Origin of the sequence: Bradyrhizobium sp. SZCCHNS1022, assembly GCF_032484835.1 — a bacterium.
Classification (GTDB): Bacteria; Pseudomonadota; Alphaproteobacteria; order Rhizobiales; family Xanthobacteraceae; genus Bradyrhizobium.
Genome location: NZ_JAUETT010000007.1, coordinates 1 through 14,104, shown reverse-complemented (window position 1 = coordinate 14,104; position 14,104 = coordinate 1). Strand labels below are relative to the sequence as shown.

General features: G+C 64.2%; 13 protein-coding genes. 6 read left to right on the top strand and 7 right to left on the bottom strand.

What is annotated here, in order from left to right; all coding sequences use genetic code 11:
• Positions 1 to 113 precede the first annotated feature (113 nt).
• The 3 genes from QX071_RS30380 (at position 114) to QX071_RS30370 (ending at position 4,102) form a co-directional block, all read left to right on the top strand.
• Positions 114 to 1,337, top strand: coding sequence for an ABC transporter substrate-binding protein (locus tag QX071_RS30380; RefSeq protein ID WP_315702895.1), 1,224 nt, complete (start codon positions 114 to 116; stop codon positions 1,335 to 1,337).
• A 229-nt stretch (positions 1,338 to 1,566) separates the two neighbouring features.
• Positions 1,567 to 2,793, top strand: a complete 1,227-nt coding sequence (locus QX071_RS30375) for an ABC transporter substrate-binding protein (protein WP_315702894.1) — start codon at positions 1,567 to 1,569, stop codon at positions 2,791 to 2,793.
• A 28-nt stretch (positions 2,794 to 2,821) separates the two neighbouring features.
• Positions 2,822 to 4,102, top strand: a complete 1,281-nt coding sequence (locus QX071_RS30370; protein ID WP_315702893.1) for a glycerate kinase — start codon at positions 2,822 to 2,824, stop codon at positions 4,100 to 4,102.
• 75 nt (positions 4,103 to 4,177) lie between these two features.
• On the opposite strand, the gene QX071_RS30365 is transcribed toward QX071_RS30370, so the two are convergent.
• The gene (locus QX071_RS30365; RefSeq protein WP_315702892.1) at positions 4,178 to 4,732 is read right to left on the bottom strand and encodes a MarR family winged helix-turn-helix transcriptional regulator; all 555 of its coding nucleotides are present in this window, start codon (positions 4,730 to 4,732) and stop codon (positions 4,178 to 4,180) included.
• A gap of 186 nt (positions 4,733 to 4,918) precedes the next feature.
• Between QX071_RS30365 and QX071_RS30360 the strand changes: the two genes are divergently transcribed.
• From QX071_RS30360 to QX071_RS30350, 3 genes are read left to right on the top strand one after another with little or no spacing between them, the layout of a single operon-like run.
• Complete coding sequence (locus QX071_RS30360; RefSeq protein ID WP_315702891.1) at positions 4,919 to 5,959, top strand: branched-chain amino acid ABC transporter permease; 1,041 nt, start codon at positions 4,919 to 4,921, stop codon at positions 5,957 to 5,959.
• 4 nt (positions 5,960 to 5,963) lie between these two features.
• Positions 5,964 to 7,733 (top strand): branched-chain amino acid ABC transporter ATP-binding protein/permease, encoded by a 1,770-nt coding sequence (locus tag QX071_RS30355; RefSeq protein WP_315702890.1) that lies wholly within the window; start codon positions 5,964 to 5,966, stop codon positions 7,731 to 7,733.
• Positions 7,730 to 8,455, top strand: coding sequence for an ABC transporter ATP-binding protein (locus QX071_RS30350; protein WP_315702889.1), 726 nt, complete (start codon positions 7,730 to 7,732; stop codon positions 8,453 to 8,455). Before QX071_RS30355 ends, QX071_RS30350 begins: the two co-directional genes overlap by 4 nt.
• 84 nt (positions 8,456 to 8,539) lie before the next feature.
• Here QX071_RS30350 and QX071_RS30345 read toward each other — a convergent pair whose 3' ends face one another.
• From QX071_RS30345 to QX071_RS30320, 6 genes are all read right to left on the bottom strand, one after another.
• Complete coding sequence (locus QX071_RS30345; protein ID WP_315702888.1) at positions 8,540 to 9,685, bottom strand: ABC transporter substrate-binding protein; 1,146 nt, start codon at positions 9,683 to 9,685, stop codon at positions 8,540 to 8,542.
• Positions 9,686 to 9,789: 104 nt separating this feature from the next.
• On the bottom strand, positions 9,790 to 10,209 hold the full coding sequence (locus QX071_RS30340) for a thioesterase family protein (protein ID WP_315702887.1): 420 nt from the start codon (positions 10,207 to 10,209) through the stop codon (positions 9,790 to 9,792).
• A gap of 156 nt (positions 10,210 to 10,365) precedes the next feature.
• Positions 10,366 to 11,127: an SDR family NAD(P)-dependent oxidoreductase gene (locus tag QX071_RS30335; RefSeq protein WP_315702886.1), complete on the bottom strand. Its 762-nt coding sequence runs from the start codon at positions 11,125 to 11,127 to the stop codon at positions 10,366 to 10,368.
• 25 nt (positions 11,128 to 11,152) lie between these two features.
• Positions 11,153 to 13,021, bottom strand: a complete 1,869-nt coding sequence (locus QX071_RS30330; RefSeq protein ID WP_315702885.1) for a feruloyl-CoA synthase — start codon at positions 13,019 to 13,021, stop codon at positions 11,153 to 11,155.
• Positions 13,022 to 13,058: 37 nt separating this feature from the next.
• Positions 13,059 to 13,859 carry a crotonase/enoyl-CoA hydratase family protein gene (locus QX071_RS30325; RefSeq protein ID WP_315702884.1) on the bottom strand — a complete coding sequence of 267 codons (801 nt, stop codon included), beginning with the start codon at positions 13,857 to 13,859 and terminating at the stop codon, positions 13,059 to 13,061.
• 15 nt (positions 13,860 to 13,874) lie between these two features.
• On the bottom strand, positions 13,875 to 14,104 hold a 230-nt coding region (locus QX071_RS30320; protein WP_316172173.1), incomplete at its 5' end, for a hypothetical protein.

Genomic DNA, 14,104 nt, shown 5'->3' with positions numbered 1-14,104 from the left:
GGGCATTCGCCATCGATCTCTGCTATGATCCCGCATTCAAGAAGAGCCTTCAAAAAAGGGCCGACGACACGTCATCTAAAATCGTGCGTAAGAAAAATCAGAGGGAGAAACACATGACCATCATCTGCAGGGCAGCCGCTGTGACGGCGGCCTTTCTCGTCGTTGCCGCGAGCGGCGCATCGGCCGCCGAAAAGAAATACGATCCCGGCGCCAGCGATACCGAGATCAAGATCGGCAACATCATGCCCTATAGCGGCCCGGCCTCCGCCTACGGCATCATCGGCAAGACCGAAGCCGCCTATTTCAAGAAGATCAACGACGAAGGCGGCATCAACGGCCGTAAGATCAACTTCGTCTCCTATGACGACGCCTATTCGCCCCCAAAAGCGGTCGAGCAGGCGCGCAAGCTGGTCGAGAGCGACGAGGTCCTGCTGATCTTCAACTCGCTCGGAACGCCGTCGAACTCGGCGATCCAGAAATACATGAACGCGAAGAAAGTCCCGCAGTTGTTCGTCGCGACCGGCGCCACCAAGTGGAACGACCCGAAAGACTTCCCTTGGACCATGGGCTGGCAACCGAGCTACCAGGCCGAGTCGCGGATCTATGCCAAATATCTCCTCAAGGAAAAGCCCGACGCCAAGATCGCCGTGCTCTATCAGAACGACGATTACGGCAAGGACTATCTGAAGGGCTTGAAGGACGGACTCGGCGCCAAGGCCGCGACCATGATCATCGTCGAAGAGAGCTACGAGACCACCGAGCCGACCATCGACAGTCACATCGTCAAGCTCAAATCATCGGGCGCCGATGTCTTCGTTGACATCGCGACGCCGAAGTTCGCCGCGCAAGCGATCAAGAAGGTCGGTGAAGTCGAGTGGAAGGTGCTGCACATCCTCAACAATGTCTCGGCCTCGGTCGGCAGCGTGATCAAGCCCGCCGGCTTTGCCAATGCCCAAGGCATCGTCTCGGCGCAGTACGTGAAAGACACGACCGATTCGCAATGGGTCAATGATCCCGGCATGAAGGCCTATCTGGAGTTCATGACCAAGGATTTTCCGGAGGGCGACAAATTGGACAATGGCACAGTGGTCGGTTACGGCGTGGCGCAGACCTTGGTGCAGGTCCTGAAACAGTGCGGCGACAATCTGACCCGAGAGAATGTGATGAAGCAGGCCGCCAGCTTGCGCGACTTCCGAACCGAGGTGCTGCTGCCTGGCATTACGATCAATACCTCAGCAACCGACTTTGCTCCGATCAGCCAGCTGCAGCTCATGCGTTTCACCGGCGAACGATGGCAGCTGTTCGGCGACGTCATCTCAGCTGACGTCGGCGGCTAGACGCAACACATCCGATCCAGGCCTCAGCCTCCTGCGACGTCACGTCGCGGGAGGCTTTTCTTTGCAAGGATTTCGTTAAACCACTCATCAGCCAATCGGTGCGTCCACCGCTTTCGCATTTACGCCAGTCACGTTCATGAGCTAGGTAGAACTCTGTTGAGGAACGCAAACGAGCTGCCGGACCTTCCGAGAAGGCAGCTCCAAGAACAAATCTAAAAAGGAGTTGGAGATGTTTATCCCCGCGACCCGTCGCGCCGTATCGGCGCTGCTCGGCTTGGCCCTGGTCGGCGCCGCCGGCGGCCCCGCATTCGCCGAGTCGAAATACGACAACGGCGCCAGCGACACCGAGATCAAGATCGGCAACATCGTCCCGTATAGCGGCCCGGCCTCGGCCTACGGCTCCGTCGGGAAGGCGATGGCCGCGGTGTTCAAGAAGGTCAACGACGACGGCGGCATCAACGGCCGCAAGATCACCTTCATCTCCTATGACGACGCTTATTCGCCGCCGAAGACGGTTGAACAGGCGCGCAAGCTGGTCGAGAGCGACGAGGTGCTGTTCCTGGGCGGCGTGCTCGGCACCGCGCCCAACACCGCGATCCAGAAATATCTCAACTCCAAGAAGATCCCGCAGCTGTTCGTGGCCACCGGCGCCACCAAGTGGAACGAGCCGAAAACCTTTCCGTGGACCATGGGCTGGCTGCCAAGCTACCAGTCGGAGGCCCGGATCTACGCGAAATATCTTCTGAAGGAGAAGCCCGGTGCCAAGATCGCCGTGCTCTACCAGAACGATGACATGGGCAAGGATTACCTGAAGGGTTTGAAGGATGGCCTTGGCGATCCCAGCCGGCTCGTGCTGGAGGAGAGCTATGAAGTCTCCGAACCGACCGTCGAGTCCCACATCGTCAAGATCAAGGCCGCCAATCCCGACGTGATCGTGCTGTTCACGACGCCGAAATCGGGCGCCCAGGCGATCAAGAAGCTCGGCGAAATGAATTGGAAGCCGTTGACCATCATCGCCAATGTGAGCGCCTCGACGGCGGCGGTGATGCGCCCTGCCGGCGTCGAGAACTCGCAAGGGGTGATCTCGGCAGCCTATGCCAAGGACGCCTCAGATCCGCAATGGGCCAACGATCCCGGCCTGGGCGCCTTCAAGGAACTGCTCGCCAAATACCTGCCGGAGACCAATCCCATAGATTCGTCGGCGCTGACCGGCTACAACATCGCGACCACCATGGTCGAGGTGCTGAAACGATGCGGCGACGATCTGACCCGCGCCAATGTGATGAAGCAGGCGGCAAGCTTGAAGCAATTTCCGCAAGGCGGCCTGCTGCCCGGCGTCACCGTGACCACAGCGGCCGACGACTTTCAGCCGATCGAGCAGTTGCAGCTGATGCAGTTCAAGGGCGAACGCTGGCAGCTGTTCGGCGAGGTCATGAGCGGAGAGCTGGGCAAATAATCGCTCTTCCCACCAAGGACGGCGTCGCGTGAGCAGTCGCCGTCCACTGCTCCGCACGATCTTCGACGCCGCAGTCGCCGCGGCACATCCGGATATCGTGCTTGCCTCCCACCTGCCGGCGGTGCCGAAGGGCCGCATCATCTGCCTCGCCGCCGGCAAGGGGGCCGCGGCGATGGCTGCGGCCGCGGAGCGGCACTATCTCGATGTGCTCGCGCTCGATCCCGCACGGCTGACCGGCATCGCCACCACCCGCCACGGCCACGGCGTGCCGACGCGGCGGATCAAGGTGATCGAAGCCGGCCATCCGATGCCCGACGAAGCCGGACTGAAAGCGGCGGATGAGACCCTGCAACTGGCGGCAACGGCCGGCGCCGACGACCTCATGCTGGTGCTGCTCTCCGGCGGCGGCTCGGCGAACTGGATTGCGCCCGCGGACGGAGTGACGTTCGCGCAGAAACAGCAACTGACGCGAGCGCTGCTGCGCTCCGGCGCGCCGATCGGCGAGATCAACACGGTGCGCAAACATCTGTCGCGGATCAAGGGCGGCCGGCTGGCGCGCGCCGGGCAGAAGGCCGCGATCGTAACGCTTGCGATCTCGGACGTACCGCATGACGATCCGTCCGCGATCGCATCGGGGCCGACGGTCCCCGATCCCACGACGCTTGCTGACGCATGTGCGATCATCGCGAAGTACAAGCTCGCGATCGAGCCGGCGATTGCGCGCGCGCTCGAGAACCCCGACAACGAAAGCTGCAAGCCGGACGATCCCGCGTTTGCACGTGCCAGATTCGAACTGATCGCGCGCCCGCGGGCCTCGCTGGACGCGGCGATCGTGAAGACCAGAGAGGCCGGTTACGAGGTGATCGATCTCGGCGCCGATCTCGAAGGCGAGGCGCGCGAGGTCGCTGCCGAGCATGTGAGGCTGGCGCTTGATGCCCGCGCGCATGGACGGCGCGTCGCGATCCTCTCCGGCGGCGAGCTCACCGTCACCGTCACCGGGAATGGCCGCGGCGGCCCGAACCAGGAATACGCGTTGGCGCTCGCCGACCTGCTCAAGGACACGCCGGACATCGCCGCGCTCGCTGGCGACACCGACGGCGCCGATGGCGGCGCCGGCAGCGCCTCCGATCCTGCCGGGGCGATCGTCGACGGCACGACCTTCGCGGCGATGCGCGAAAGGGCCCTCGATCCGAAGGCCTATCTCGCCAACAATGACGCGACCGCGTTCTTTGCTGCGACCGGCGATCTGCTGCTGACCGGGCCGACGCTGACCAACGTGAACGACGTCAGGGTGATCTTGGTGGATTGAGGCGTCACTCTCTCCACGTCGCTGTGGTTATAGGACCTGCGCCCGGAAGGACGGCTCGGGGAGGACGGCTCGGCGTCAAAACTCCCGCGCGATCTTGGTCAGCATTGCGAGCAGCGTGTCGCGCCCGTCCGGGCCCAGCAGCTCGTTCAGCCTTGCCTCGTGTTTGGAGACGACCAGCTTTTTCGCCCGCGCCAGCACGCCGCGCCCCTTCTCGGTGAGCACCAGGATGTGCGAGCGGCGGTCATGGGGCGAGCGGACCCGGGTGCAGAAGCCGCGACTTTCCAGGCTGTCGAGCAGCGACACGAAGTTCGGACGGAGGATGCCGAGGGTGTTGGCGATCTCGGTCTGGTTGCGACCGGGATTATTGTCAAGCAACAGCAGCACCGAGAACTGCGCCGGGGTCAGCTGCAGCGGCGCGACGCAATGCAGAAAGTCCTCGAACACCTTGAGCTGGGCGCGTTTGAGCACGTAGCCGAGCAGGTCGGACAGCTCGCCAAGCCGCACAGCTTGCGTCTCGTCAGCCGGTCCGGCAGGCTCCTTCGAGCCCTGGCTGGTCTTGACTTGGCCAGTCTTGACTTGGCTGCTCTTGGCTTGGCTGCTTACGGCTTGATTTTTGACGCTATCTGCCATTGCAGTCCATGAAAGTCATGGCGTCGGCTTCCCCCTCCCAAAAGACCGCAGCGAAACAGCGGCCTTGAGATTATACTTGATAATTGTTATCCCTCATACCAAACACCGGCAGCCGATTTCAACTGCTGCGACACAACGGCGACGAATGCCGGCCGCGATCGGTCATCAAAGGGGGAGCGTCCAGCCTTGAACACAACGATCATGCTGTTCCTGCTGCAGGACGGCATTACCAACGGCGCGATCTATGCGCTGCTCGGGCTGGCGCTCGTGCTGGTGTTCGCGGTGACGCGCGTGATCCTGATCCCCCAGGGCGAATTCGTCACCTATGGCGCGCTGACCTACGCCTCGCTGGCAGCCGGCCAGATGCCTGGTACCGCCAAGCTGGCGCTGGCCATGGGCGTCGTCGCCTTCGCCTTCGATCTTTACGCAGCGCGCAAATCGCTGCATTTGCCGCGCATTGCGCGCGCTTTCGCCGTCAACGTCGTCTTCCCAGGCCTGGTGCTGGCCGCGACGATCTGGGCCGCCGGCCAACGGCCGCCTGTCGGCATCAACCTCGTCCTCTCGCTGTTGATCGTAGCGGCGATCGGGGTCTCGCTCTATCGCATCGTGTTCCAGCCTTTGGCGCACACGTCGGTGCTGGTGCTCCTGATCGCCTCGGTCGGCTGCCATCTGGCGCTGCAGGGCCTCGGACTGCTGTTCTTCGGCGCCGAGGGCCAGCGCGGCCCTGCCCTGCTCACCGCCTCAGCCGTGCTGGGTCCCTTGCGCTTCACCGGCCAAGGCATGGCGGTGTACGGCCTTACCGTCTCCTTCATTGTCGCGCTCTGGCTGTTCTTCGGGCTGACGCTTTACGGCAAGGCGCTGCGCGCAACCGCCGTGAATCGGCTGGGCGCGCGGCTGGTCGGCATCCGCACCACGCTGTCGGGCCAGATCGCATTCCTGCTGGCGTCCACGATCGGTGCACTCTCCGGCATCCTGATCGTGCCGATCACGACGCTCTATTACGACACCGGATTTCTGATCGGCCTGAAAGGCTTCATCGCGGCGATCATCGGCGGGCTCGTCAGCTATCCGCTCACTGCAGTCGCGGCGATTGTCGTCGGCATCGTGGAGGCATTCTCCTCCTTCTATGCCTCGAACTTCAAGGAAGTGATCGTCTTCACGCTGTTGATCCCCGTGCTGGTGCTGCGGTCGCTGGCCGCGCCTGCCGTGGAAGAAGAAAAGGACTAGCGCGATGCGCGAGCGTTGGCCCCTCCTCATCTTTACCGCCATCATGGCGGCGATCCCGTTCATCCCGGGCGTACCGCCGTTCTGGATCGTGCTGCTCGACAATATCGGCCTGTCCGCGCTGGTCGCGATGGGGCTGGTGCTGCTCACCGGCGTCGGTGGGCTCACTTCGTTCGGCCAAGCCGCCTTTGTCGGCTTCGGCGCCTACACCACGGCCGTGCTGTCCGCGAATTATGGCGTATCGCCCTGGCTGACCCTGCCATTGTCGCTCCTGGTCTCCGGCGCAGCGGCGGTGCTGCTCGGACTCGTCACCGTGCGCCTGTCAGGCCACTATCTGCCGCTCGGCACCCTCGCCTGGGGGCTTGGGCTGTTCTACCTCTTCAGCAAGCTCGCATTTCTCGGCCGTAATGACGGCGTTTCCGGCATTCCGCCGCTTGCGATCGGCTCGCTGAAGATGCTCGATGCCGGCACGATCTATTACGCCATCTGGATCGGGGTGCTGCTCGCGGCGCTGCTGACGATGAACCTGTTGGATTCTCGCACCGGCCGCGCGATCCGCGCACTGCGGAGGGGCCACATCGCGGCCGAGGCCTTCGGCGTCTATGCGCCCAGCGCCAAGCTCCTGGTCTTCATCTACGCCGCCGTGCTGGCCGGCCTCTCCGGCTGGCTCTATGCCCACTTCACCCGCGCGGTGAACCCGACTCCTTTCGGCGCCCAGGCCGGCATCGAATATCTGTTCGTCGCGGTGGTCGGCGGCGCCGGCTATGTGTGGGGCGGCGTGCTGGGCGCCGCGATCGTCGTGATCCTGAAGGAAGTGCTGCAGAGCTATCTGCCGCTGCTGCTGCATGGCGAAGGCCAGCTCGAGACGATCGTGTTCGGCATTCTGCTGGTGGGGCTGTTGCAGCTGGCACCGACCGGCCTGTGGCCGTGGCTGACGGCATGGCTGCCGCTCAAACCGCTCGGGAAAAAGCCCGCGACCTCGCTCACGCTGCCCGCGCGCGAGCGCCAAGCCGCCCCGCACGAGGTGCTGCTCCAGGTCGACAACGCCAGGAAGCAGTTCGGCGGCGTGGTCGCAGTCAACAACGTCTCCTTCGAGGTGCAGGCGCGCGAGATCGTGGCGCTGATCGGCCCGAACGGCGCCGGCAAGAGCACCACCTTCAACCTGATCACCGGCGTGCTGCCGGCGACCTCCGGGAATGTCTCGATGCTGGGCAAACCGATCGGCAAGGCGCCACCGCAGGAGGTGGTCAAGCTCGGCATCGCCAGAACCTTCCAGCACGTCAAGCTGGTGCCCGACATGACCGTGCTGGAGAATGTCGCGATCGGCGCGCATCTGCGCGGGCACGCCGGGCCACTGTCCAGCATGCTGCGGCTCGACCGCGGGGACGAGGCGAAGCTGCTCGCGGAAGCCGCGCGGCAGATCGCACGCGTCGGTCTCGCCGACCAGATGGATCAGCTCGCGGGCTCGCTGTCGCTCGGGCAACAGCGCATCGTCGAGATCGCGCGAGCCCTCTGTGTCGATCCGATGCTGCTCCTGCTCGACGAGCCTGCCGCGGGCCTGCGCCACATGGAGAAGCAGCGGCTCGCCGCGCTATTACGTGAACTGCGCGCCGGCGGCATGTCGGTGCTCCTGGTCGAGCACGACATGGGATTTGTGATGGACCTCGCCGATCGCATCGTGGTGCTCGATTTCGGCACCAAGATCGCGGAAGGAACGCCAGCCGCGATCAAGACCAATCCAGAGGTGATCAAGGCCTATCTCGGAGCCACCGCATGAGCGTGCTGCTGTCGGTTACGGACGCTCATGTGTCCTATGGCAAGGTCGAAGCGGTACGCTCGGTCTCGCTCGAGGTCGGCGACAACGAGATCGTCACCATCATCGGCGCCAACGGGGCCGGCAAGACCACCCTGCTCAGCGCCATCATGGGCGTGCTGCCGCTGAAGGGACGCGTCACGTTTGCCGGCGAGAACCTGGCCCGGCTCGAGATCGAGGACCGCGTTGCGCTGGGTCTTTGTCTCGTGCCCGAACATCGCGAGCTGTTCGCCAGCATGAACGTCGAGGACAATCTGCAGCTCGGCGCGTTCCGCATGAACAAGGCGCGCACCGCTGCCGGGTTCGAGCACGTCTACACGCTGTTTCCGCGGCTGAAGGAGCGGCGCAAGCAGCTTGCCGGCACCCTGTCCGGCGGCGAGCAGCAGATGCTGGCGATGGGCCGCGCACTGATGGGCGCACCCAAGCTGCTGATGCTGGACGAGCCGAGCCTCGGCCTTGCCCCGATCATCGTCGCCGGCATCTTCGAGATCATCGCCAAGCTGCGGCAGGATGGCGTCTCGGTGCTGCTGGTCGAGCAGAACGCCAAGGCCGCGTTGCAGGTAGCGGACCGCGCCTATGTGATGGAGCTCGGCGAGTTCGTGCTGAACGGCAAGGCGGACGAGATCGCGACCGACCAGCGCGTGGCCGCCAGCTATCTCGGCTTTGCCGAGACGGCAGCGGGCTAGACGACAGAGAGCAGACCGAGACGCTGAAGGCCGGCTCGACGAGCCGGCCTTTCGTTTGCGTGGATCGAATGAAGCGATCTTCGCCTATTCCGCCGGGACGTACTTCCCGTCCTTCACGGTCAGGATGATGCGGGCGCGGTCGTCGAGGCCGGAGCGATCCGTTTCGGTGAAGTTGTAGACACCCTGGCTGGCGGCCAGGTCCTTCTCGGTCAACAGCGCCTGACGGATCGCCTCGCGGAACTCCGGCGTGCCGGGCTTGGCAGTCTTCAGTGCCACCGGAATGACGCGCTTCAGGATCTCGAAGGCGTCATAGGAATGGCCGGCGAACTGGCTGCGGCTGTTCGGGCCATACTTGGCCTCATAGTCCTTGTTGAGCTCCAGACCGGGCTTCTTGGTCAGCGCGCTATCGGCTTGGGTTTCCGGCGACATCACCGGGCCGGAGGCCATGATCACGCCCTCGGCTGCCTTGCCCGCGATGCGGATGAAGTCCATGCTGGCAGCGCCGTGGGTCTGATAGATGAGACCCGTATAGCCGCGCTCGCGCAGCTCGGTCTGCGGCAGCGCCGCGGCGGTGCCGGAGGCGCCGACCAGGATCGCATCCGGATTGGCGGCGACCAGCTTGAGCACCTGGCCGGTGACCGACGTGTCGGGACGCGCGAAACGCTCCTCATCGGCGATGGTGATGCCCATCGGCACGGCCTGGTTCTTCAGGTCGTTGAACCAAAGATCGCCGTAGGAATCGGAGTAGCCGATATAGCCGACGGTCTTGATGTTGTGCGCCTTCATGTGCTCGTACAGCACCTTGCCCATGATCGGCACCGGCTGCGGCATCACCACCGACCATTTGGCGCGCTCAGGCGTCACCGGAAACGGCGCCAGCGCGAAATGCGGAACGCCAGCCTCATTGGCGACATTCGATACCGCGATGGTGGGCGGCGTCACCGCCGACCCCATGATGATGTCGGCTTTGGACTCCGTGACAAAGCGCCGCGCGTTGGTGGTCGCGGTGGTCGGATCGCCGCCGTCGTCGAGCACGATCACCTTCAGCGGCACGCCGCCGATCTCTTTCGGCACGAATTCCAGCGCGTTACGCTCGGGGATGCCGAGCGCCGCTCCAGGGCCGGTGGTCGTGGTGGTGATGCCGATCACGATCTCGTTCGTCTCGGCCGACGCTGACGCGATACCGAGCACGGTCGCGACTGCAGCCGCCGCCCAATAGGCCTTCTTCATCGATTGTCCTCCCTTCATTGTTTCGCTGTTCAGAGCGTTTTGCTGTTCAGAGCGCAATATTCAGCTGAAGTCGAGCCCCTCTTTAGGCGACAATGCCGCAGGAGTCAGCCCTGCATGAATTTAACCTTTATTTCCTCAGGGATCGGCGCCGATTTCAGCTTGTCGGGGTTGTCGGGATCGCGCCCGACCAGGACGCGGGTCTCGAAGCCTTCGATCGCCAAAGCCTCGCCCTTGTAGACCTTGTGAATGACCTCGAATGACGACCGCTTGAAACTCTCGATCCGGCTCTCGATCGTGATCCAGTCGCCATAGGTTGAGGGGATGTAGAACTTCGCGCGGGTGTCGACCATGGGAATGCCGACCAGGCCGTAGCGGCGGACGATGTCCTGCTTGGAGAAGCCGGCCGCCTCGAACATGACCGAGGTGGAATCGTCGAACATCGCAAAATAGCGCGGGTAGTAGACGATGTTGGCAGGGTCGCAATCACCCCACTGGATCTGCACGTCGCGGCGGTGGATGAACATTTCAGCTGCCGATCTCTTTCCGCTGTCATTCCGGGGCGGCTCGAAGAGCCGAGCCCGGAATCCATTTCACCACCGGCGCCGACGCCAAATGGATTCCGGGCCCGACGCTGCGCGTCGTCCCGGAATGACGGTCCATTGTCAGTTGGTGCCGCGACTTCACCGCGGGGCCATGCGCAGCGCGGCATCGAGCCGCACCACCTCGCCGTTGAGATAGGGGTTCTCGACCATGTGCAGCGCGAGGGCGGCAAACTCGTCGGCGTTGCCGAGCCGGCGCGGGAACGGGATCGCGGCGGCGAGCGAGTCCTGTGCCTCCTGCGGCAGGTTGGCGAGCAGCGGCGTGAGGAACAGGCCGGGCGCGATGGTCATCACGCGGATGCCGAACTGCGCGAGCTCGCGTGCGATCGGCAGGGTCATCGCGACGATGCCGCCCTTCGACGCCGAATACGCCGCTTGGCCGATCTGGCCGTCATAGGCCGCAACCGAGGCCGTATTGACGACGACGCCGCGTTCGCCGGTGGCCTGCGGCTCGAGCTTCGACATCTCAGCGGTTGCAAGCCGCAGCATGTTGAACGAGCCGATCAAATTGACCTTGATCACCTTGTCGAAATCGGAAAGCGGCATCGGGCCGTCGCGGCCGATCACACGCTTGGCAACGCCGATACCGGCGCAGTTCACCAGCACCCGCGCCGGGCCGTGCGCCTTGGCCGCCTGCGCGATGCCGGCTTCCGCCGCTGCGGCATCGGAGACGTCGCAAACGACGGCCGTGCCCTTGATTTCCGCGGCGACCTCTTCGGCCAGCTTGGCGTTGAGGTCGAACACGGCGACCTTGGCGCCCTGTGCGGCAAGCTTGCGGGCGGTCGCAGCGCCAAGTCCGGAGGCGCCCCCCGTGACGATCGCAGCCTGATCCTTCAACAACATGATTGGTCTCCCTTTGATGCGCTGCTCAGCCGGCGACGATGATGTCGTCGGACGGCGTGGCCGCGTAGATATGCTCGATCAGCTCTTTCCGATTCTCCAGCACGGCGCGCTGGTTGATCGAGCCCTTGTCGGTGACTTCGCCCTTGTCGATCAGGAGCGGCGTTCCAAGCAGCACCGCGCGGGTGATCCGGTTGGACGAGCCGGTCGCCGTCGCCAGGAATTTCGTGAAGCGCTCGCGGAACGCCGCGCGGATCAGCGGATCGGCGGCCGTTGCGGCGAGATCGTCGAGCGGCAAGGTCGCGTTGATCAGCCGGCAGCCGTCGAGATCGAGCACGACGATGGCTGCGATCTCATCGCGGTTGATGCCGGCGATGATGACGTCGCGCGCCAGCGGCGCACAGGCCGCGATGAAGCGGGCGCGCAGCGGACCGACCGAGACCCAGGTGCCGCTGGCGAGCTTGAAATCTTCGGCGATGCGGCCGTCGAAATCGAAGCCGGCGTCGAGATCTTCCGGGTTGGCGGGCTTGAGCGCATCGCCCATCTTGTAGAAGCCTTCCTCGTCGAAGGCTGCCGCTGAGACGTCCGGCTGGCGCCAGTAACCCGGCGTCACATTCGGCCCCTTGGCGCGCACCTCGAGCTTGCCGTTGTTGGGCACGAGCTTGGCCTCGTTGCCCGACACCGGCAGGCCGACATGGCCGGAGCGGCTGGTGCGCGGATTGACCGACATGAAGAACGGCGCGGTCTCGGTCGAGCCGAGGCCGGTCAGCATCGGCACCCGCGTGCCGGTCTCGGCGACCGAGAGTTCGTCGAGCTCGTTCCAGACATGCGGCGCCATCGCCGCACCCGAGAAGAACATCGCGTGCAAGCGGCCGAAGAATTTCTTCCGCAAAGCTGCGTCGTCGCGCAGATAGGGCAGCAGCGACTCATAGCCCTTGGGGACGTTGAAATAGACCGTCGGGGAGATCTCGCGCAGATTCCGCACCGTCTCCTCGATGCCTCCAGGCACGGGCTTGCCCTGGTCGAGATACATCGAGCCCCCGTTGTACAGCGTCAGCCCGATATTGTGATTGCCACCGAAGGTGTGATTCCAGGGCAGCCAGTCGACGATGACCGGTGGCTCGTCCTTCAGGAACGCCAGGGTCTCGCGGATCATCACCTGGTTGGCGCAGATCATCCGCTGCGTATTGATGACCGCCTTGGGATTGCCGGTCGAGCCGGAGGTCAGCAGGAATTTTGCGATCGTGTCCGGGCCGATGCTGTCGTGGGCGGCAGCGAGCCCCGAATGAAGCGGCGTCGCGATCAGATCCGCCAGCATCGTCACCGCGCGGCCCGGGACCGCGCCGAACGAGGCCGCGATCTCGGTGCCGTCAGGCACGTTGGCGATGAGCGCATCGGCGAATTTGCCGGCGTCATCGGCGAAGACGAGACCGGGCGTCAGCAGCTTCATCAGGTAGGCAAGCTTGCCGTAGTCACGCGATACCAGTGAATAGGCCGGCGACACCGGGCAGAATGGAACGCCGGCATAAAGCGCCCCGAACGCGACCAGCACATGGTCGATCGAGTTGCCGGACAGGATCATGACGGGACGATCCGGCGACAGACCGCGTGCCAGCAGTGCCGAGGCAATGTGCCGGCTCGCGGTCAGCAGCGTGGCGTAGGTCAGCTCGCGCCAGCCCGTAGGCCCAACACGCTCGGCCATGAACACGCGGTCCGGCGCGGTCTCGGCGAAATGATGCAGCCGATCGGTGATGCGCCGCGGATAGTCCGCAAGCGCCCGCTTGGGCCGGAGATAGAGGGTGCCGTCGGCGCGGCGCTCGATATTCACCGCGGGGTCGTTGAACGAGATCGCGCGCAAGGGATGGGCATCCGGCTTATGCGCCGGCGTCTCGTTCATTCCTCCCTGTGTGCTTGTTATGATTGGCGCGTTCATGTCACGTCGGTTTCACCTTTGCGGTCTTGTGATCGAGAAAGGCGCGGATGCGGCGCTTGGCCTCCTTGTCGCTTTGCGCGACGGTGGCCATCAGCGACTCCATCAACAGGCCGGTCTGCGGATTTGTTTCCGCGATCAGGGGCAAGGCCTGCAGCACGGCGAAATTGGTCAGCGGCGCGTTGCTCGCGATCTTCTCGGCGAGCTCCATCGCCTTGGCAAGGCCGGTGCCGGCGTCGACCAGATATTGCGCGAAACCATAGGCCGAGCCTTCGGTCGCGGAATAGACCCGGCCGGTCAGCATCATGTCCATCATGCGCGCGACCCCGATCAGCCGCGGCAATCGCACCGAGCCGCCGCCGCCGACGAAGATGCCGCGCTGGCCTTCCGGCAGCGCGAAATAGGCCGACGGCTCCGCGACGCGGATATGCGCGGCACAGGCGAGCTCGAGGCCGCCGCCGATGACAGCGCCCTTCAGCGCCGCGATGACCGGCACGCGGCAATACTGGATGCGGTCGAAGACGCGGTGCCAGGTCTGCGAATGCACGAGGCCTTCGGTGGCGTCGCGCTCGCGCAGCTCGGAGAGATCGAGGCCGGAGGAGAAGTTGTCGCCGATGCCATGGATGACGACGGCTCTGACATCATCCGGCAGGCCGGCAAAGCAGTCGCCGATGTCCTGGATGATGGCGTCGTTGAGCGCGTTGCGCTTGGACGGCCGGTTGAGGCCGACGGTGAGGACGGCGCCCCGCTGTTCGATCTGGAGCAGCGCGGAGTCCTGCGCTGATGCGGTGTCGGCGTTTCCCATCGGCTCTATTGTGTCCTATTCAGAATAGTTATGTTTTATAACGATTTTGCCGGGAGTCAACACGCGCATCGCGCCATGATGTTGTGCGCTGCGGCAAAGATATGACGCCGCGTTCCCGCGGCGGATCGCGCCCGGGTCTTGCGAAGTGACATGCCCCTTCGAAAATCGAGAGGGCGCAGGGAAGGCCGCATAGGCGTTAAGTTTATGCTTGAGTGTTGGAATCCGCCGTGATTCGAACAGGGGAT

Bases quoted from the DNA above. Each gene is read 5' to 3' on its own strand.
- QX071_RS30380 (WP_315702895.1), top strand. From the start codon at position 114: ATGACCATCATCTGCAGGGCAGCCGCTGTGACGGCGGCCTTTCTCGTC.
- QX071_RS30330 (WP_315702885.1), bottom strand. From the start codon at position 13,021: ATGAACGAGACGCCGGCGCATAAGCCGGATGCCCATCCCTTGCGCGCG.
- QX071_RS30335 (WP_315702886.1), bottom strand. From the start codon at position 11,127: ATGTTGTTGAAGGATCAGGCTGCGATCGTCACGGGGGGCGCCTCCGGA.
- QX071_RS30345 (WP_315702888.1), bottom strand. From the start codon at position 9,685: ATGAAGAAGGCCTATTGGGCGGCGGCTGCAGTCGCGACCGTGCTCGGT.
- QX071_RS30365 (WP_315702892.1), bottom strand. From the start codon at position 4,732: ATGGCAGATAGCGTCAAAAATCAAGCCGTAAGCAGCCAAGCCAAGAGC.
- QX071_RS30375 (WP_315702894.1), top strand. From the start codon at position 1,567: ATGTTTATCCCCGCGACCCGTCGCGCCGTATCGGCGCTGCTCGGCTTG.
- QX071_RS30355 (WP_315702890.1), top strand. From the start codon at position 5,964: ATGCGCGAGCGTTGGCCCCTCCTCATCTTTACCGCCATCATGGCGGCG.
- QX071_RS30340 (WP_315702887.1), bottom strand. From the start codon at position 10,209: ATGTTCATCCACCGCCGCGACGTGCAGATCCAGTGGGGTGATTGCGAC.
- QX071_RS30350 (WP_315702889.1), top strand. From the start codon at position 7,730: ATGAGCGTGCTGCTGTCGGTTACGGACGCTCATGTGTCCTATGGCAAG.
- QX071_RS30325 (WP_315702884.1), bottom strand. From the start codon at position 13,859: ATGGGAAACGCCGACACCGCATCAGCGCAGGACTCCGCGCTGCTCCAG.